We start from the raw sequence: 18,354 nt of genomic DNA, 5'->3' as shown, positions 1-18,354 counted from the left end.
GAGGGCTATGGGCCTTTTATGATTGATTGAATTGATTACTAATAGAGTCTGATTCCTAAAATTCCAGTACTTCATTGTCCCCGAAGTTCTCGTATGAGCTTGTGATCACTTTCTCACCTGGCTGCAAACCTTCCAGAACCTCGAAATACTCAGGGTTTTTGCGGCCCAATGTAATTTTACGTTTCGAAGCACGCTTGCCGTCCTCACCCACCACATATACCCAGTTTCCGCCAGTTTCGGAGAAGAATCCACCCACCGGGAGCAATGTTGCTTGTGAAGGTTGTCCCAATTGCAGACGAATCGGAGCCGACTGGCCTCTCTTGATCAATTCGGGAGCGCCTTTATCAAATTGCATGTCCACTTCAAATCTTCCGCTCAAAACCTCCGGATAAATTTTGATGATCTTTAATCCGTAATCTTTTCCATTGAATTCCATAGAACCCATCAAGCCAGCAAAGATCCTCGAAATATAATGTTCATCCACGCTTACACGCATCTTGAAACCGTTCAGGTCATCGATTTGTCCAATGTTCTGGCCCTGGTTAATGTTCGATCCCACTTCCACATTCATAGAAGAAAGCAAGCCGGAAACGGGTGCCTTAACCGAAAGGTTTTCAAGCGTTTGTCTCCAAAGGTTCACGTTTTTCTGCGTGCTGGCCAATGTTCCTTCTAGCTGCGCGATCTGCATTTTGGAGTTTTCTTCCTGATATTTCTGCGATTCAACTTCAATCTCGCGCTGCTTGGTCAGGCGATCAAATTCTCTTTTTGTTTTCAAATAATCTGCATCCGGAATCACTTTATCCTTGTAAAGCTTAGCATTCCGCTCATGTGCATCCTTCGCCTGATCGATCTGAAAATCGAGCTCGCTTAATGTCTTTTGCAGGTTAAACCGGGCAATACGCAGGCTCTGGCGTGTATTCTGAAGATCATTTACCAGTCGGCTCGCCTCCGTTTCTGATTGTAGAAAGCTTAGTTTCAGGTTTTGGTTTTCCAATCTTAAAAGTACATCGCCTTGTTTTACCATGTTACCGCCTTCAATAAGTTTCTCGGTAACATATCCGCCTACAATGGCATCCAATTGAATTGTTTTCAATGGCTGCACAACGCCGGTTACCACAATGAATTCGTCGAATTTGCCTTGCTTAACCGTTGAAACTGTCAGTTTATCTTGCTCCACATTGAGCTTGCTGCGTTTATCGGCAAAGAAAAATTGATATACTAAAAAGGCAATCAGCAGCGTGCTGCCGGCGATTATGCCAATGCGTTGTGTGTTCCAGAATTTCTTTGGTTTGATTTTATCCATTGTCGAGCCCCCGGTGAAACCGTTGTTACTGGTGCTGGATGAGTTAGGTGTTTTGACTTCCATTATATTGTTGGTGATTGGATTCGCTGTTAAACTTTGATCTATTCTATCCAATCCCTATGCCAAAGGAGCCATAGCCATACAAAACACTAAATATCAATCCCTTAACCTTATTTAAAACCATTTTGAATGTCCGATAACGGACAATTTTGTTCGGGTGCGGACAAGCCATTTTTATGCTTATTAGGGTAAAATACTGACTTTTTAACGGGTTATAAAATTAAATTTCAAAATGCTTCTGCTATCTTTCCAAACAATAGCCAATAAAGGGATTTAGCCCTTAGCAACTCCAAAACCAGCCATGCAACTCTCTGAAGCAAAAATCCTGATCATCGATGACGATGTAGACGTATTAAGTGCGGCCAAACTCCTGTTGAAGCGCCACGCCAAAGCGGTGGACATTGAAAAAAATCCGCAAAAACTGCCATTCCTCGTCACCAACGGCGATTATAACCTGATCCTGCTGGACATGAACTTCACCCGCGACGTGAACAGCGGCCGCGAGGGCTTTCATTGGCTGGATCGCATTCTGGACATCAAGCCAGCTTCCAAAGTGATCATGATCACGGCATACGGAGACATTGAAATGGCCATTCGCGCGATCAAGGCCGGTGCCACGGATTTTGTACTGAAGCCCTGGGAAAACGATAAGCTCCTAACCACGATCAGCGGCGCACTTGAAGGGGGCAATGATAAAATACAGGTTGTTGCGGAGGAAAAAAGCAAGGACGAGGGCAAAAAAAGCAAGTCAACCGGCGAAGCCATAGTAGCATCAAGTGATTCGATGAAACAAGTGCTGGCCACCGCAGAACGCGTAGCCGCGACAGATGCTAATGTGCTCATCCTGGGAGAGAACGGGACGGGTAAAACACAGCTGGCCAAGCATATACATCAGCATTCAAAGCGTGCCGACAAGCCCTTCGTAGTTGTGGATTTGGGTGCATTGAGTGAGAGTTTGTTCGAAAGCGAGCTTTTCGGTCATGTTAAGGGTGCATTTACGGATGCAAAAGAAGACCGTGCAGGGCGATTTGAAGAGGCCAAAGGCGGAACCATCTTTCTGGATGAAATAGGAAACCTTACGCTGGCACTACAAGCGAAGTTGCTGACTGTCATACAGGAAAGGCGCGTTACACGGGTGGGATCCAACAAACCCATTTCTCTGGACGTGAGGTTGTTATGCGCTACAAATATGAATATTGAAAAAATGGTGACTGAAAAAACGTTCCGCCAGGATTTGCTCTACAGGATTAACACCATTGAACTGGACTTGCCTCCATTGCGCGAGCGTCCGGAGGACATCAGCGCATTGGCCGAATATTATCTTAAACAATACGGCAAGAAATACAACCGCCCGGTTAACGACATCAGCAGTGCATTGATCAAGAAAATGCAGCAGTACAACTGGCCGGGAAACATCCGCGAATTGCAGCACGCGATTGAACGCGCTGTGATTCTTTCGCAGGAAAAAACATTGCAGCCCGACGACCTTTTCCTGAAAAGCTCCGGCGGCACGCCAACTACCGCCACCGGCTTCGACCTGGAAGATATGGAGAAGACTTTGATCGTGAAAGCGATGAAACGTTTTAACGGAAATATTACAGATGCAGCGCGTGAGCTCGGTCTCAGCCGCGCGGCACTTTACCGGAGAATGGAGAAGTACGGCCTTTAATTGGCATGTTTTTTGGGTCATATCGAATAAAGTTTCTCAGGTTAATCTCAATTTATTCATATAATGACCAAATATTTCTTGCTGTTCTCCCTGCTGTTTTGCTATCAGTTGTCTTTTGCGCAAAACAGCAAAATCAACGCTGTTCCGCTTAAAAATGTAAAAACCAAACAAGGTTTCTGGCACACACGCGTGGAAGCTGCACGTGAAGTGACCGTTCCGCATGCTTTGCAACAATGCGAAGAATCGGGCCGGATCGACAATTTTGCGGTGGCTGGCGGGCTCAAAAAGGGAAAATTCGAAGGCGTACGCTTCAATGATTCTGACGTTTTTAAGGTTGTGGAAGGCGCGTCCTATGTGCTGCAAAACCAATATGATCCCAAGCTGGACCATTATCTGGATAGCCTGATCACGCTTTTTGCAGCCGCACAGGAGCCGGATGGCTATTTATATACAATCCGGACCATCAATAAAGACACCACCGGTTCTTACGACTGGATTGCCGGCCCTTACCGCTACGGATTCGAAAACGGCAGCCACGAACTCTACAATGTGGGGCACCTTTATGAAGCGGCCATTGCCCATTACGAAGCCACGGGCAAGAAAACACTGCTCGATGTTGCCACCAAAAATGCAGATCACCTCGTCAAGACTTTTGGCACCAAACCTGGCCAGCTGTTAGTCGTTCCCGGACACCAGGAGATTGAAATTGCATTGATCAAACTTTACCGGACTACTGGAAAAAAGGAATATCTGGATCTTTCCAAATTCTTCATTGATATGCGTGGTCGCTCGGATAAGCGTGCTTTGTATCTGGACGAGCACAAACTTGGCCCTGCATATTTCCAGGACCAGGTTCCGTTTGTGAGACAAAAAGAAGCGGTCGGTCATGCGGTTCGTGCGCAATACTTATACACAGCCGTTGCGGACATGCTGACGATCGAGGACGAACCTGAACACAGCCATGCTATTCACACAATATGGAACGATGCCACGGAGAAAAAGCAGTATGTCACCGGCGGCGTAGGCGCGCGCGAGGATGGCGAAGCTTTTGACAAACCTTACGTCCTACCGAATGACAACGCGTATGCCGAAACTTGCGCGGCGATTGCCAACATGCTTTGGAACCATAAAATGTATCTGTATACGGGTGAATCCAAATACATGGATGTCTTCGAGCGTGTACTTTATAATGGTTTTTTGGGTGGCATGTCGGTCAAGGGAGATAAGTTTTTTTATGTAAACCCCATGGCTTCCAATGGTGTCAATGATTTTAACAAGGGCTCTGGCGCTGAAAGACAAGCCTGGTTTGGAACGGCATGCTGCCCTACCAATGTATCCCGGTTCTTGCCATCAATGCCTGCCTATATTTATGCAACAAAAGGCAACGAGCTGATCGTCAATCTTTTTGCAGATAATGAAGCGACATTAACAGTAAATAATAATGCTGTTAAACTCGCGCAGCAAACCAATTATCCTTGGGACGGGAATGTCAAAATACTGGTGGATCCGGAAAAGGCAGGAAACTTCACGTTGTCGGTGCGGATTCCGGGCTGGGCAACGGGCGAGGCGATTCCCGGTAACTTGTATGCGTATACCAACAAAGATTCCAAGCCCGTAACATTGCGGGTTAATGGCAAAAACATGCCTGCAACGATTGAAAAAGGTTATATAAAGCTGGCTCGTAACTGGAAAAAAGGGGACCAGTTGGAGCTGGCATTGGATATGCCGGTCAGAAAGATCATTTCCAACGAAAACATTACGGCTAATAAAGATAAAATAGCCATCGAGCGGGGACCTGTTTTGTATTGCGCAGAAGGCCATGACAACAACGGAAAGGCACTGGATATACCTATCTCGGAAAGCCAGAACTTCGCTGCGAGTTATCAGCAAAGCTTGCTGGGCGGCATTAATGTTCTGAAAGCCGAAGCCGGTAATGTAACGCTCATTCCTTATTACGCCTGGGCTAACCGCGGCCCGAATGAAATGGTGATCTGGTTTAACAAAGCGCGGTAACCTGCGAGTAACAGCCAGGTAACTAGCCAATATCTGATAAGCTTTTTTCAGTATAGGAAACCTTTCGAAGTCCAGTCTACTTCGAAAGGTTTTTTTGTACCGTTTCCAGATCCTTTAATGTTCCGTTGACGATAATGTTGACGTCACTGTTTTTAAAGATGTCGTTTTCTGAGACCAGTTTACTTTTGAAATACAAAACAAATGGTAACTGTTTCCCTTTTGAAACAAGTTGACCTGCCGCTTTGAGAACTTTGCCCATATCAATGGCGAGCGGAATTTCGTAGATCTCGCTGCTCTTCCCTTTCACCTTGGTAACGCCCTTAACGCTCCCTTCGGCCAGGCGGTCCTGCTTACCCAGGTCAACAACGTATGCAGGATTTTCAAACTGAACGGGAAACGGATTCTGATTAGAGAATTTCAGTTTTAAGACAATTTCAGATTTACCCAGACTGAATTTTTTCATGTCATAATCTACAATTTCAACTTTGGGAAGCCTGTAAAGCGGCAGCCTTTTGTCCATATCAAGCACAATGCTGTCTTTTCCTAAAATCGGCTTCTTCAAATGAAAATGGCCTTCGAAATGATAATCGGCGCTATCTTCTCCCGCAGCATTTTCCGAATCTCCTTCCTTTTTTAGCTTCGCGATCTTCAACTTCGCTGGAATGGTAACCATTGTGCTGTCGCGCGGGTTAATTGTTAACGGTTTAGCATATTCGTCCTCTACAATGGTCACTCCGTTCATCTGCACAAAATAACTGAAGCGCTCTACGTCCACACCTACGGGCAGGGGATTGTCCACCAAAAGTTTCAGTGATAAATCAATAGTACTGTCCGTAATGTTGCTGATTTGCCCGATTCCCATTTCTACGCGCGGTTTCAGTCCCGAAACGGGATTGGCGTTTTCATTTTTATATTTTTTGAAAAGGAACCAGCCTATGGCACCGGCTGCAATGAAGACAAAAACAATAAGTACGATTTTCAGCGATCGGTTGGACTGCATAAATAAATGAGGGTTCAAATGGATAATGGGAATGCTCAAAAATCATTCCAAAAAATATCCCGCACGTACGCAATGCCATGAAAACTTCCCCAAAACTGGATTTTACGCAGCTATATGTGTACTTAAATCTTCATAGAAACCTGGCAACCAGCATTGGGCCACGGGCAAAACGCTGGTACGGTTTTTACCAATGGTGGGGGCAAGGACGATAGCAAGATCCTTCACAGACAACAATAAACTATTAAAACTACGAATCATGAAAGCGACTAAAAGTAAAACCGTTAACCAGATTACAGGAACAGACAGCGAAAAGCTAAAAGAACTATTTGTAGATGGTCTTAAAGACATTTACTGGGCAGAAAAACACCTTGCAAAAGCATTGACAAAGATGTCTAAAAATGCTACTTCGGAAGAACTGAAAGCAGCTTTTGAACAACATACAACTGAAACAGAAGAACACGCTGCAAGATTGGAAGAAGTTTTCGGTCTGATCGGCGAGAAAGCACAAGCTAAGAAATGTGCGGCCATGGAAGGACTTATCGAAGAAGCAGAAGAAATTATCAGCAGCACCGATAAAGGAACAATGGTTCGCGATTGCGGATTGATCATGGCTGCTCAGAAAGTTGAGCATTACGAAATCGCATCTTACGGAACATTGAGAAACATTGCGAGAACACTAGGCCACAGCGACGTAGCAGATTTACTGCAACAAACGCTTGACCAGGAAGGCGAAACAGACCATAAATTGACAGAGCTAGCTGAAACGTATGTGAACGAAGAAGCCAGCGCTGAATAAGCTATTACACTTCATCATCAGATTAAAGAGAAAGGGTTGGCCATATGGTCAACCCTTTTCAGTTATTGGTAATTCGAAAATCCTGTCAGGAATTTAGGAGTCGAAATCAGCCGCTTATGCCAAATTCAACTTCCCATGATCGCCGCCATCCGGCGTTGTGCCTGTAAGCACGGCTTTTACCATAGAAAAGAAAACCACCATTTTGGATGACGTCGCATCCCAGTAAGCAGCTTCTCCCGTTGTCACTTTTAAAAGCACCAGGTTTGGATCTTCCTTGCCTTCCGGAAACCAGGCTTTTGCCATCGGATTCCATAATTCCTCTTTTTTCGCTTCGTCTTCCACAATTTCAGCCTTTCCGGAAACGCTGATATAGGTGTTATTTTGGGGTTCTGAATAAATCAATGTAACCGGTTCGCCCTGATTCGAGCCGTCGCCAATGTCTGTGTTTCTATTTGTAAAAAACCAAACGTTACCGTTCTCATCAATCTGTTGCGTAGTCATAGGCCGCGATTCGATTTTCTCGTTGGCGTATGTCGTATACATGCAGAACCGGATATCCTCGGCCATTGATTTCAATTTTTCTATCGCTTCCTTATTTTGAAGGTCCTTTTCCATAATTGTTTTTGTTTGAATCTCTGATCTTATTTATCAGGGATTGTAAAACAACTATTCCAAGGGCTGGCTAGCTGCGCATTAATTTTTCATATTCCCGCTCTGCCATTTCCTTTTCGCCGAGATTACCGTATGCGGTGATATAATGAGAGGCAAGTCCTATGCCCCACCCCAGCATTGGAAATATCGGCCATGGCATATGATCATTGCCAAAGTGCGGAAAAGCGGTTACAGCCCACAGCAGCCATAAACCCCCATTCACAACCATATAAGTGCTCAGATGAACTTTGAACGATGCTCTCTTTTTCGCTTTTCTCCAGATAAATTCGTTACGCGGCGTTTCCATATTTGTATCGGTTTAGAATGTAAGGTTTCGCTTCAATGAACTGCTTTTTGACATTGATACAACCAAATTATAACACCACTATCCGTACGAAAAGCGAATACAGATGGAGTCCAGCATTTCCACGACGAAGAAACAGATTAGCCGGATGAACCGACTGGCCCTATTAGAATTCCAGACGATAGTTCAGCACCGGGATCAGCCCGGTCTGCGTTGTGTTTCTTATTTCCTTGTTGGTAGGGTCGTAAGTTTGCTCATATGCATTCAAACGATTGGTCACATTCTGGATGTCCAGCGAGATCGTGGATGCCGTGCGCCTTTTATTCTTTGTATAACTTACCCGAACATCCGAGCGGAAATAATGCGGCAGCTGCTCCGAATATGCCTTTGTCCAGTCGCGCTCTGTTTTTCCTGTTTGTTTGGATTTTTCGAGGTCAACAGGCGTTACGCGGTTTCCGCCCGACGCGAGCAGCTTAATGTTCGCCGCAAATACATTGGTTTTGTTTTTTCCCACTTTCCACTCTTTTCCTGCCAGAACATTCTGAACAAACTGACCATTAAACCTGCTGTCGCGCTCAATGCCGTCCCGACCGGTATATTTGGCCTGATATAGCGATGTTGTACTCATCAGGTAAATGCCGCCCGTCAGTGATTTTTCAACAGTCAGTTCCACGCCATAGCTGCGTCCGGTTCCGTCACTTGTTAGGGAATCATTGGCAAAACCACTGATCTCATTGATTTGTGAATTATGCAAAAGATATGGTTTGGTCGCGTTCGGTGAACCGATTGGCACATGGTAATGATGCTGATAATAGGTTTCGGTGAGGATACGCCAGCTGCTGGTTGGGCGGAACTCGTAGCCAGCCACAAAATGCACCGATTTCATCAGTTTAAGATCCTTATTAGCAGCAGCCGTTTTTCCACTTTCTGCATTCACCTGTGCGAAATAGGTTGAGATCGATTCTGTTTTGCTATGCAGCCCGGCCCCGAAACTAACGGTCGAGCGGGATGCGACGGCCCATTTCATCCCTAACCGCGGTTCGAGAGAAAACTGGTTATTAAGTCCCAATAACATGCCGTGAACACCCGCATTGATCGTAACTGTCGGCGATATACGCGATTTAAGCTGACCATATGCCTGATAAAGCTGAGTACTGCCCTTTTGATCCAGAAAAACACGCACAGGACCATTTTCATTATTGCGGTCGAAAAGGTTGAAATCCAAATGATTGATGATGAACCCGCCCCGGAAGGTATTTCTTGCATTCAATTTGTAGTTGAGAAGGGAAGAAATCCTGAGGGTCTGATTAATGAAGCTCTGGTGATAAGAGATTTGCTTTCCAAGGTCATCAGAGTCGTCCGTAACCTTGGTACCAGCGTATGAAATGATGCTTTCCACGTAAGCCTTGTTGCTGATATAGCGCAGATAATTGATGCCTAATATGCCCCTGTTTGACGTAAAAACTTCATTTTCCTGCGGCGTACGCTCCTTGGAAGTGCTGATCCCGCCAATTCCCCAAACCGTCACTACCGACCGATCATCCGAAGGAACGTGGATTTTAAAAGCGCCATCCTGGAAGTCCGTGGATGCATCGCCCTGAATGTTCAATCCCAATTTGTCAAGAACGGATAGGGTGGAATAGCGATAATTGGCCAGGTAGGAAGCGCCGCCTTTTGCACCGATTGGTCCTTCCGCGGCAAAATCGAGGCCCAAAACGCCGGCTTGCAGCGCATACTCACGCTTTTCATTGTTTCCGTTTCTTAATTTTAAGTCAAAAACCCCGGAAGTAGCATTGCCATATTCCGCCGGAAACGCACCAGTCAGAAAATCAGAATTCCCTAAAACGTTGGCGCTTAATGCACTTATCCCGCCGCCGCTGGACCCTTCCTCTCCGAAATGGTTGGGATTAGGAATTTCAACGCCTTCCATTCTCCACAACATTCCTTTCGGGCTGTTACCGCGTATAATGATCTGGTTACCACCATCATCGTTGGTTGCAACGCCTGCGAAAGACAGTGCCATCCGCGCCGGATCATTCACCGAAGCCGCAAACCTTTTGGTTTGATCCACCGTAAATGATCGTCCGCTAACGCTTACCATATCATTCAGTGGAGCGCCGTTCTCCTTCTGCGCCTTCACCACCACTTCATCCAACGACTTAAAAGATTCCGCCAATTTGATCGTCAGCTCTACTTCCTTGCCCGAACCGACAGCGATTTCCTGCAAAAAAGCGTCGTCATAGCCAATGCTTGTGATCTTAATGGAATGCCGTCCGACCGGCACATGCTCGATTCGAAATCCGCCTTCTGCATCCGTCGCGCCGCCCATGATCGGGTTAAGCGTAGTAATGATCACATTAGCACCGATCACGGGCTGCAGCGACTCAGCATCAATGACATGGCCCTTCACAAGTTGTGCAGGTTGCTGGGCATAAGCCAGCGAAAAGACCGCCATCGCGATCAGCGAAAGAATATATTTTTTCATAGCTAATAGTTTTCCTTCCAGACAACCTAGCTATGTCTTACCCTAACTTTTTAAAGAAATTATTTTTCAGGAATGTTTTGCGAACACTATTTTTTCCATGCAATTGTGGCACTATAATTCACAAATTTTTCATCTTTCGTTACCACCGCAAGATTTTCTTCAATTGATTGCGCAATGATGATGCGATCAAAGGGATCATGATGATGATGCGGCAAATTCGCATTCGTTAAAATGTGACTTGCTGTTATAGGGAGCAGTTCGAAACCTGTCTTATCGATAATTGCAAAAATCTCTTTGAGCCCGGTATGTAATTCCAATCTGCCCAAAGAATTTTTAATAGCAATTTCCCACAAAGTTGCGACGCTGATAAAACAGCTGCTACCAGCGTCTTCTAACAATGCCCTTGTTTTGCGTGGAAGTCTCAAATCATCTGTGATAAACCAAATAACTGCGTGCGTATCTAGCAGTAAATTCATTTGGTAAAGACATTAAATCCCTCGATATCATTATCGAAATCGTCCTTCATGGCGATCAATCCCTTTGCCATTCCAGCCTGCCTTTTCTTATTGGGCCGGGGCGTTACCGCAAAATCTTTTTTCAGATTATTAATAAAACTCGCTACCTGCGCTTTCTGCTGCACAGGCAAATTTGAAAGTTTCGTGTATAGTTTTAAGTCTGTCATCATGATAACTGTCTAAACAAATTTACAATTTAAAGCTCAATATCAGGCAAGTAACCCTATTAATGATCGGTTTATATATTTAGACGTACGTTTTGCCGATTGGTCACATTAAAACAGAAAATATTTTTTCCCTAATCTAAAACCCGCATTGGTACGGGATCAAAAAAGTGGTTTAAGGGGCCGTTTCCGGTTCCGGTTTTGGCGTCTTTACCGGCTGCGATGGCGGCGGAGATGTATTCTTTTGCGAAAATAATGGCTTCGGGGAGGGAGTTGCCCACGGCTTTGAAGGTGGCGATGGCTGAGGATAATGTGCAGCCGGTTCCGTGGAGATTAGGACTGGGGATGAATGCGGATTCAAATACCAACACTTCCTGGCCTTTCTGGGCTAAAACGTCAAATAATTGCTCGGAAACCAGATGTCCGCCTTTAAGTAAGACGGCCCGGCAACCTTTGGCAATCATTTCCGAAGCAGCTTCCTGCATGGATTCCAAGGAATTAATTTCCCGGCCCAACAGCAACTTTGCCTCATCAATGTTAGGCGTAACCAAATCTGCAAGCGGAAATAACTTTTCCCAAAATACATTGATCATCTCAGCGGTAGCGAGCCTGGTCCCGCTGGATGATGCCAGAACCGGATCTACGACCACGAATCCCGGCTTAAACTGCGCAATAATATCGGCGATCACCCATGCATTCTCAACCGTCCCGATCATGCCGATCTTAATCGCATCTACCTGAATATCTTCCAGAACGGCGAGCAACTGCTCTTTCAAAAAATCAGCCGGAACCGCAAGTACAGACCTCACTTCTACCGTATTCTGGGCCGTGAGCGCAGTTATTGCGGATAAACCGTTCCCTCCCAGTGACCCGATCGTCTTCAAGTCTGCCTGAATTCCTGCGCCGCCGCCGCTGTCTGATCCCGCAATGGTAAGTATGGTTGGATATCGGTTCATGAATGGTCCGGGATTTGTAAATACTTATCGGTGAAAGTAGTAGTTTTGAATAGTTTTAAAAAAAACAGACCCACTTAATAATGATTAAAGCTGCCATATTTGACATGGACGGATTGCTGATAGATTCCGAGCCAATCTGGACAGATGCTGCCCGTAAGGTAATGCAAAGAGTAAATTTTACGATTTCCGATGCGCTGAAAAACCAGACAACCGGCCTTTCTATCAAACTTTTTCTTGAATATTGTCACAAAATCCAGCCCTGGAATACGCCTTCTTTCGAGGAATTGGAACGGGAGATCCTGGAATATGCCCATGAAAATATCCTGGCTCACGCCGTGGCCATGCCAGGCGCAATTGAATTGGTAAAAAACCTGAAAGCGCAAGGTCTGAAACTGGCGGTGGCTTCGGCCTCGCATATGGACCTGATTGAAGGCGTGCTGAAAAGGCTCGAAATTATTGATTACTTTGATACATGGCATTCCGGGGAACTTGAAGAATTTACCAAACCGCATCCGGCAGTCTATCTGACAACGGCGGCTAAACTGGGATTACGCCCTGACGAATGCATTGCTTTTGAAGATTCGCATGCAGGTCTCCGATCGGCCCACGCGGCAGGAATGATCACGATTTCGGTGCCTGCGATGGAAGTTTTTGACGACGCCAAGTTTGATATGGCACATTATAAGATCAATTCACTTGAAAAATATATATTGAGCGAAATGTCCGGCGTGCCGCAAAGCGCGATTGAAAATTAAAACCCAAATCTTCTATCTCATTCATTAATGATCGGATTAAGACATTTCAGCATTGTGATCATGATCCGGATAGTGGTCATTATCCTGAGCGTCATCGCGGTTGCCTGGCTTGCGTCCAAGCACACGAATGAGGTGCTCGTATATGTGCTTGGGACCATTTTCATCTTTGTCCAGGGGTCATTATTGTATCAATATGTTACCAATGTCAACCGCAAGCTGACCTACTTCCTCGAATCGGTCCGCTATTCTGATTTCACGATCAATTTCCGTTCGGACAATAAGATGGGCCGGACATTCAAGGAACTCAACCAGCAGTTCAATGAAGTGCTTCATGCATTCAGGCAGGCGCGGGCAGAAAAAGAGGCTAACCTGCAATATCTGAATACGATTGTGCAACATATCGGGACCGGGTTGATCACGTTTGACAGCAACGGACAGGTTAACCTCATTAATAACGCTGCTTTGCGTATGCTGGGAATTTACCGGCTGCATCAGCTGAGCGAGCTTAAAGACAAGCATCCAAGACTGTACGAACTACTTTCTACACTAGACAGCGGCGTACGCGAGCTTTACCGGACGCCTTCGGACCAGCCGCTTGCATTGCAGGGTGCTGCGATCCAGCTCCGGGGAATGTGGGTCAGGATCGTGGTTTTACAGAATATCCAAACGGAACTTCAACAGCAGGAAGTAGAATCGTGGCAAAACCTGACGCGCGTTCTAAGGCACGAGATCATGAACTCGATGACACCGATCGTGTCGCTAGTAGGCACAATGCGACTGATTGTAAATGAGGACATTGAGAAGTCAACCAGCGATCAGGAGGCAGTAAATGACTTGAAAGAAGCATTGCATACGCTTGAAAAACGCAGTAAGGGCATGATGCAATTTGTGAATGCTTACCGCGATTTTACCACATTACCAAAGCCGGTGTTTGCTAATCTCAGCGTCGCGGAGTTGTTTCAGGAAGTAATCCAATTATTACAAACGGACCTTACCGGCTCAGGGGTTTTATGGAAAATTTCTGTCAAACCTGAAACGCTTACCGTAAAGGCCGACGCCAGCCAGATCCAGCAAGTGCTCATCAACCTGGTGAAAAACGCCTCCGAAGCATTCTCAACCCAAACAAACAGACTGATCACATTGAGCGCATATCAGTCTGACAGCGTGACCATTATCGATGTTGAAGACAACGGTGACGGCATTGAACCTGAGGCAATTGAGAATATTTTTATCCCTTTTTACACCACGAAAAAAACCGGTTCGGGAATCGGGCTCAGCCTCTCTCGACAGATCTTACAACAGCACAATGGTCAGCTGAATGTTTCCTCGGAAGTAGGAAAAGGAACCGTTTTTACCTTAATTATTTAGGCTAGTTTACTCTTCCTGTAACCGTAGCTGAAATAGATCACAAGCCCGATCGCCAGCCAGATCACGAAGATCAGCCAGTTGGAAGATCCCAGTTCGGTCATCAGATAAAGGTTTGTCAGAATGCCCGCAACAGGTAAAACCGAGAAGTTATATTTGTAGCCCATTACAGCTAGAATGCACCATGTGATCCAGAAAATGATCGTTAAGAGCTTATGCTCGACGATTTCCATCGCAGACATTGCTTTCCATTCATCAATCACACTTTGTCCGTAAATAGTAATTCCCGCAATGGCCAGGATCAGTGCAAAACCGATCAAATATTTCCCGTTCAGGTAAGGAACGCGGAATTTGGATTGTGCTGAAATGCCCGTATGATCCAAATAAAGAACGCCGCCGCAAACAAGGATGAATGCAAAAAACGTCCCGACGCTGGTCAGATCCACGAAGAAATCCATTTTAAAAAACAATGCAGGAATGCCGACCACAAAGCCCGTTACAATGGTTGCAAAGGATGGGGTCTGGTATTTGGGATGAATTTTCGAGAATTTTTTCCAAAGCAAACCGTCGCGGCTCATCGTCATCCAGATACGCGGCTGGCCAAGCTGATAAACCAGCAAAGCGCTCGTAATAGCAATAACGGAGCTCACGGAAATAACGCCGGCCATGAAATCAAGGCCATTTTTCTCGAAAACAAATGCCAGCGGATCGCTCACTTTCAGTTCTGTATAATTGACCATCCCGGTAAGCACCAGCGTGATGAGCACATACAGGACCGTACAGATAATAAGGCAGTAAATCATGGCCTTTGGCATATCGCGCTGCGGATTTTTACATTCCTCGGCGGTTGTTGATATAGAATCAAAACCAATGAATGCGAAGAAAACGGAGGCAACCCCGCCCATAACGCCCTTGATGCCATTGGGTGCAAATGGTGACCAGTTTTCGGGTTTTACATAAAATGCACCGGCTAAAATTACCAGCAGAACAACCCCGATCTTTAAAACCACCATAATGTTGCTGGCAGTCCTGGATTCGCGTATACCAATGTAAACCAGCGCGGTAATGAGCAATGTAACAAGCCCGGCGGGCAGATTGAGCATAATGTGCAGGTCACCAATGACGGGAGATGTTTCGTAGGCTGCAGCCGCAAATCGCTCATAGGTGCTCATTTCCGCTGCTGCAGCGCTGTGTAATTTTGCAAAGGCATCGGAAGCCGTTTCATAGTTGACAGTAAGCCATCCCGGCAGCACTATCCCGAAACCTTTGAGCATCCCCGTAAAATATTCCGACCAGGAAATGGCTACGACCATATTCGAAACCGCATATTCGAGAATCAATGACCAGCCTATGATCCACGCAAACAATTCCCCGAAGGCAACATAGGCATACGTGTACGCACTACCGGATACCGGCACTGTGCTCGCAAACTGCGCATAGGACAATGCCGTGAAAACACATGCAATGGCCGTAAATACAAACAACAGTGAGACCGCGGGCCCGCCGTTATAACTCGCAACGCCTATCGTACTAAAAATCCCAGCTCCAACAATCGCCGCGATGCCCAGGGAAACCAGGTCCCTTACGCCGAGAATCTTGGCTAGTCCGCCGTTTTCAGCTGAGTCGGCGTCCCTGAGTATTTGGCTAACTGTTTTTTTACGAAAGAGAGAAGAATTTTGTTTCATGCAAGCGCTGATTGGCAATGTCTTGTTGTGTTAATAAGTCGGCTAAAATAATGATATTCTCAACGCATCCTGCCAACGGTTGAAATTTTGTTTAATAAAATGCAGGTTTCCAGTAGAAAATTCGCCGGCATGAAATCAAACGCCAAAACAATGTGTTTGTGACTATAAATTACCTAATTTTCCGACTTGCAACCCCACCACATTCCATGAAAAAAATCGTTACGCTACTTGTACTCATTCTGCTTTGTGCCAGGATGTTGGACGCTCAGGACATTAAAGCTTACACCACAGCGCAGGCGCATTCCCACAATGATTACGAACGGAGAGGCGCATTTTATGATGCGATCGATCAGCAGTTCGGCTCAATTGAAGCGGACTTATTTTTGGTAAATGATACGCTCTTCGTGGCGCATAATCTCAAAGACATTCATCCCAAAAGAACATTAAACACGCTTTACATTCAGCCTATATTGACTAAAATAGAAAAGAATGGCGGCAGCATTTATCCGCAAAAAGACGTTCCCCTTCAATTTCTGATCGATTTGAAAACCAGCGCTACGGAAACGCTGGCTGCACTGGTCAAAGAACTAGAACCGCATAAGCACATTTTAGCGCCTGACGGCAACCTCACAATCGTGGTCAGCGGCAACACGCCCGATCCTGCCAATTTTAATAAATATCCCGATTTCATATTTTTTGATGGCCGTCCTGAGATCACCTACACGCCGGAGCAGCTCAAACGCATTGGCCTGATCAGTCAGGGATTTGCGAAATATTCGAAATGGAATGGAGAAGGCCCATTACCGGAAAAAGACAAGAAAGCGATTCAGAAAGTGATTAAGCAAACGCACGATCTTGGAAAAAAAATGCGGCTGTGGGCAACACCCGACAACATTAATTCATGGAAAATCATGATGACTTTGGGTGTAGATTACCTTAATACCGATAAAGTGAAGGAAATGGGAGATTACCTCAGAACTGCACCACGCTGACATTTCAAAATAAAATTTAGGCAACTTTACAATATTCAATAGTATTGAATGGCGTTCGGGGAGTTATAGGTTATATTGTATTGTATTGTTTTCTAACCTACCAACCTTTCCCTGCATGTCATCCGATCAAAACGCTGCGCTTAAAAAAGTTTTAAAACCAATACATCTCTGGGCCATCGCCGTCGGGCTGGTTATTTCGGGTGAATATTTTGGCTGGAACTATGGCTGGGGCGTTTCAGGCACAGTGGGTTTTCTGATCGCAACCCTGGTAGTGACGCTAATGTACGTCACATTCATTTTCAGTTTTACCGAACTGACCACTTCCATCCCGCAAGCTGGCGGGCCTTTTTCATATTCACAAAGGGCTTTTGGATGGCTGGGCGGCCTCGTCGCAGGTTACGCCACCCTCGTGGAATTCCTGGTAACGCCGCCTGCTATTGCGTTCGCGCTGGGAAGTTACACGCATTTCCTTTATCCGTCACTTGAAGTGCTGGACGTTGCTTTTGCGTGTTATGTGATTTTTATTCTGATTAATTTACTTGGGATCAAAGAGTCGGCCATGTTTTCCCTCGTGGTAACATTGCTTGCTGTGGGCGAGCTGCTGATATACATTGGCATCGTAGCGCCCCATTTCTCTTACGAAACCTTTGTTACCGAGCCGATGCCATTCGGCTGGCCGGGCGTTTTTGCTGCGTTGCCGTTTGCCATCTGGTTTTATCTTGCCATTGAAGGCGTAGCGATGGTGGCCGAAGAAGTGGAGGATCCCAAACGGACCATTTCACGCGGCTACATTTATGGGATACTTACATTGGTTGTGCTGGCGCTTTCAGTAATGATTTTCACCGGCGGCGTCGCACACTGGCGGCTGCTCAGCGAGATCGACTATCCGCTTCCCGCTGCGCTAGGCATCGTGCTGGGACGCGACAGTGCGCTTACACAGCTTTTTGCCAGTCTGGGACTATTCGGGCTGATCGCGTCTTTTCACGGGACGATCATCGGTTACTCACGGCAAATCTTTGCATTGGCCAGGGCGGGCTTGTTGCCGTCATTTTTAGGAAATGTCAATGCCCGGTTTCAGACCCCACACTGGGCTTTGATAGCGGGCGGCCTCGCCGGCTGCGTAGCGCTGAAACTCGGAACCACGGACCAGGTGATTATTCTGGCCGCATTGGGAGCCGTAGTTATGTACATTATCAGCATGGCCGCACTTTTTGCACTTCGCCGCAAAGAACCCCGACTTGAACGCCCTTTCACAGTGCCGGCTTACCCCTATTTTCCATTGATCGCACTTGTTTTATCCATCGTGTGCCTTATCGCGATCATTTATTACAATGTTCTGCTGAGCCTGTGGTTTTTTGCGGGATTGATATTAGTGACCATTCTGTATATGGCAACCGGCAGGCATAAGGTGGTCGAAAACGGCATGGCGGGAACCGAACATTTAAAATAAAAATCTTCGTTTAGCATCTACCGGTTACTAAATAGTTTCATCAAAATGGTCGCAACGCTTAACTAATTCGTATATTAAACTGGAATTCTTACTCAACGGTTATCTCAAATTTGAAACATCATAAAAACATTAACATTGCCCTTGCGCTAAAGCCCTGATTTTTAAAGCGCGGGTCTCCATTTTATAGTCAA

16 protein-coding genes are annotated in these 18,354 nt (G+C 45.9%); 7 read left to right on the top strand and 9 right to left on the bottom strand.

Features of this window, described 5'->3' with window-relative positions; all coding sequences use genetic code 11:
* Positions 1-55: 55 nt before the first annotated feature.
* Positions 56-1,303, bottom strand: coding sequence for an efflux RND transporter periplasmic adaptor subunit (locus LZG74_RS05395; protein WP_233796328.1), 1,248 nt, complete (start codon positions 1,301-1,303; stop codon positions 56-58).
* A gap of 361 nt (positions 1,304-1,664) precedes the next feature.
* Between LZG74_RS05395 and LZG74_RS05390 the strand changes: the two genes are divergently transcribed.
* On the top strand, positions 1,665-3,032 hold the full coding sequence (locus tag LZG74_RS05390) for a sigma-54 dependent transcriptional regulator (protein WP_233795572.1): 1,368 nt from the start codon (positions 1,665-1,667) through the stop codon (positions 3,030-3,032).
* 63 nt (positions 3,033-3,095) lie between these two features.
* On the top strand, positions 3,096-5,045 hold the full coding sequence (locus tag LZG74_RS05385) for a glycoside hydrolase family 127 protein (protein WP_233795571.1): 1,950 nt from the start codon (positions 3,096-3,098) through the stop codon (positions 5,043-5,045).
* A gap of 76 nt (positions 5,046-5,121) precedes the next feature.
* Here the strand turns inward: LZG74_RS05385 and LZG74_RS05380 are convergent, their stop codons facing one another.
* Positions 5,122-6,045 (bottom strand): LEA type 2 family protein, encoded by a 924-nt coding sequence (locus LZG74_RS05380; protein ID WP_233795570.1) that lies wholly within the window; start codon positions 6,043-6,045, stop codon positions 5,122-5,124.
* Between the two features lie 256 nt (positions 6,046-6,301).
* On the opposite strand from LZG74_RS05380, the gene LZG74_RS05375 reads away from it, so the two are divergent.
* Positions 6,302-6,841 (top strand): ferritin-like domain-containing protein, encoded by a 540-nt coding sequence (locus LZG74_RS05375; RefSeq protein ID WP_233795569.1) that lies wholly within the window; start codon positions 6,302-6,304, stop codon positions 6,839-6,841.
* Between the two features lie 114 nt (positions 6,842-6,955).
* On the opposite strand, the gene LZG74_RS05370 is transcribed toward LZG74_RS05375, so the two are convergent.
* The 6 genes from LZG74_RS05370 to thiD form a co-directional block, all read right to left on the bottom strand.
* A complete protein-coding gene (locus LZG74_RS05370; protein ID WP_233795568.1) occupies positions 6,956-7,456 on the bottom strand; it encodes a pyridoxamine 5'-phosphate oxidase family protein in 501 nt (166 codons plus the stop codon).
* Between the two features lie 67 nt (positions 7,457-7,523).
* Positions 7,524-7,799, bottom strand: a complete 276-nt coding sequence (locus tag LZG74_RS05365; protein WP_233795567.1) for a 2TM domain-containing protein — start codon at positions 7,797-7,799, stop codon at positions 7,524-7,526.
* Positions 7,800-7,962: 163 nt separating this feature from the next.
* Positions 7,963-10,281: a TonB-dependent receptor gene (locus LZG74_RS05360; protein ID WP_233795566.1), complete on the bottom strand. Its 2,319-nt coding sequence runs from the start codon at positions 10,279-10,281 to the stop codon at positions 7,963-7,965.
* Between the two features lie 86 nt (positions 10,282-10,367).
* Entirely contained in the window at positions 10,368-10,757 is a 390-nt protein-coding gene (locus tag LZG74_RS05355; protein ID WP_233795565.1) for a type II toxin-antitoxin system VapC family toxin, read from the bottom strand.
* Complete coding sequence (locus tag LZG74_RS05350; protein WP_233795564.1) at positions 10,754-10,966, bottom strand: DUF2281 domain-containing protein; 213 nt, start codon at positions 10,964-10,966, stop codon at positions 10,754-10,756. The genes LZG74_RS05355 and LZG74_RS05350 overlap by 4 nt, the downstream gene beginning before the upstream one ends.
* A gap of 128 nt (positions 10,967-11,094) precedes the next feature.
* Positions 11,095-11,916: a bifunctional hydroxymethylpyrimidine kinase/phosphomethylpyrimidine kinase gene (thiD, locus tag LZG74_RS05345; protein WP_233795563.1), complete on the bottom strand. Its 822-nt coding sequence runs from the start codon at positions 11,914-11,916 to the stop codon at positions 11,095-11,097.
* Positions 11,917-11,996: 80 nt separating this feature from the next.
* On the opposite strand from thiD, the gene hxpB reads away from it, so the two are divergent.
* A complete protein-coding gene (hxpB, locus tag LZG74_RS05340) occupies positions 11,997-12,671 on the top strand; it encodes a hexitol phosphatase HxpB (protein WP_233795562.1) in 675 nt (224 codons plus the stop codon).
* 27 nt (positions 12,672-12,698) lie between these two features.
* Positions 12,699-14,039, top strand: a complete 1,341-nt coding sequence (locus LZG74_RS05335) for a PAS domain-containing sensor histidine kinase (RefSeq protein WP_233795561.1) — start codon at positions 12,699-12,701, stop codon at positions 14,037-14,039.
* On the opposite strand, the gene LZG74_RS05330 is transcribed toward LZG74_RS05335, so the two are convergent.
* The gene (locus tag LZG74_RS05330; RefSeq protein WP_233795560.1) at positions 14,036-15,721 is read right to left on the bottom strand and encodes an amino acid permease; all 1,686 of its coding nucleotides are present in this window, start codon (positions 15,719-15,721) and stop codon (positions 14,036-14,038) included. The two genes, LZG74_RS05335 and LZG74_RS05330, sit on opposite strands and share 4 nt — an antisense overlap.
* Positions 15,722-15,927: 206 nt before the next feature.
* Here LZG74_RS05330 and LZG74_RS05325 point away from each other — a divergent pair, with 206 nt between their 5' ends.
* Together LZG74_RS05325 and eat are read left to right on the top strand one after the other, a co-directional pair.
* Positions 15,928-16,713, top strand: coding sequence for a phosphatidylinositol-specific phospholipase C/glycerophosphodiester phosphodiesterase family protein (locus tag LZG74_RS05325; RefSeq protein WP_233795559.1), 786 nt, complete (start codon positions 15,928-15,930; stop codon positions 16,711-16,713).
* Between the two features lie 115 nt (positions 16,714-16,828).
* Positions 16,829-18,163: an ethanolamine permease gene (gene eat, locus LZG74_RS05320; RefSeq protein ID WP_233795558.1), complete on the top strand. Its 1,335-nt coding sequence runs from the start codon at positions 16,829-16,831 to the stop codon at positions 18,161-18,163.
* Positions 18,164-18,354: the final 191 nt, after the last annotated feature.

Origin of the sequence: Dyadobacter sp. CY327, from assembly GCF_021390415.1 — a bacterium.
GTDB lineage: Bacteria > Bacteroidota > Bacteroidia > Cytophagales > Spirosomataceae > Dyadobacter > Dyadobacter chenhuakuii.
Note: the sequence above shows the minus strand (reverse complement) of the source record. Positions and strands in the feature narration are given on the sequence as shown.

Excerpts from the sequence above, each read along its gene's own strand:
- LZG74_RS05395 (WP_233796328.1), bottom strand. The coding sequence starts at position 1,303 with ATGGATAAAATCAAACCAAAGAAATTCTGGAACACACAACGCATTGGC.
- LZG74_RS05390 (WP_233795572.1), top strand. The coding sequence starts at position 1,665 with ATGCAACTCTCTGAAGCAAAAATCCTGATCATCGATGACGATGTAGAC.
- LZG74_RS05385 (WP_233795571.1), top strand. The coding sequence starts at position 3,096 with ATGACCAAATATTTCTTGCTGTTCTCCCTGCTGTTTTGCTATCAGTTG.
- LZG74_RS05380 (WP_233795570.1), bottom strand. The coding sequence starts at position 6,045 with ATGCAGTCCAACCGATCGCTGAAAATCGTACTTATTGTTTTTGTCTTC.
- LZG74_RS05375 (WP_233795569.1), top strand. The coding sequence starts at position 6,302 with ATGAAAGCGACTAAAAGTAAAACCGTTAACCAGATTACAGGAACAGAC.
- LZG74_RS05370 (WP_233795568.1), bottom strand. The coding sequence starts at position 7,456 with ATGGAAAAGGACCTTCAAAATAAGGAAGCGATAGAAAAATTGAAATCA.
- LZG74_RS05365 (WP_233795567.1), bottom strand. The coding sequence starts at position 7,799 with ATGGAAACGCCGCGTAACGAATTTATCTGGAGAAAAGCGAAAAAGAGA.
- LZG74_RS05360 (WP_233795566.1), bottom strand. The coding sequence starts at position 10,281 with ATGAAAAAATATATTCTTTCGCTGATCGCGATGGCGGTCTTTTCGCTG.
- LZG74_RS05355 (WP_233795565.1), bottom strand. The coding sequence starts at position 10,757 with ATGAATTTACTGCTAGATACGCACGCAGTTATTTGGTTTATCACAGAT.
- LZG74_RS05350 (WP_233795564.1), bottom strand. The coding sequence starts at position 10,966 with ATGATGACAGACTTAAAACTATACACGAAACTTTCAAATTTGCCTGTG.
- thiD (WP_233795563.1), bottom strand. The coding sequence starts at position 11,916 with ATGAACCGATATCCAACCATACTTACCATTGCGGGATCAGACAGCGGC.
- hxpB (WP_233795562.1), top strand. The coding sequence starts at position 11,997 with ATGATTAAAGCTGCCATATTTGACATGGACGGATTGCTGATAGATTCC.
- LZG74_RS05335 (WP_233795561.1), top strand. The coding sequence starts at position 12,699 with ATGATCGGATTAAGACATTTCAGCATTGTGATCATGATCCGGATAGTG.
- LZG74_RS05330 (WP_233795560.1), bottom strand. The coding sequence starts at position 15,721 with ATGAAACAAAATTCTTCTCTCTTTCGTAAAAAAACAGTTAGCCAAATA.
- LZG74_RS05325 (WP_233795559.1), top strand. The coding sequence starts at position 15,928 with ATGAAAAAAATCGTTACGCTACTTGTACTCATTCTGCTTTGTGCCAGG.
- eat (WP_233795558.1), top strand. The coding sequence starts at position 16,829 with ATGTCATCCGATCAAAACGCTGCGCTTAAAAAAGTTTTAAAACCAATA.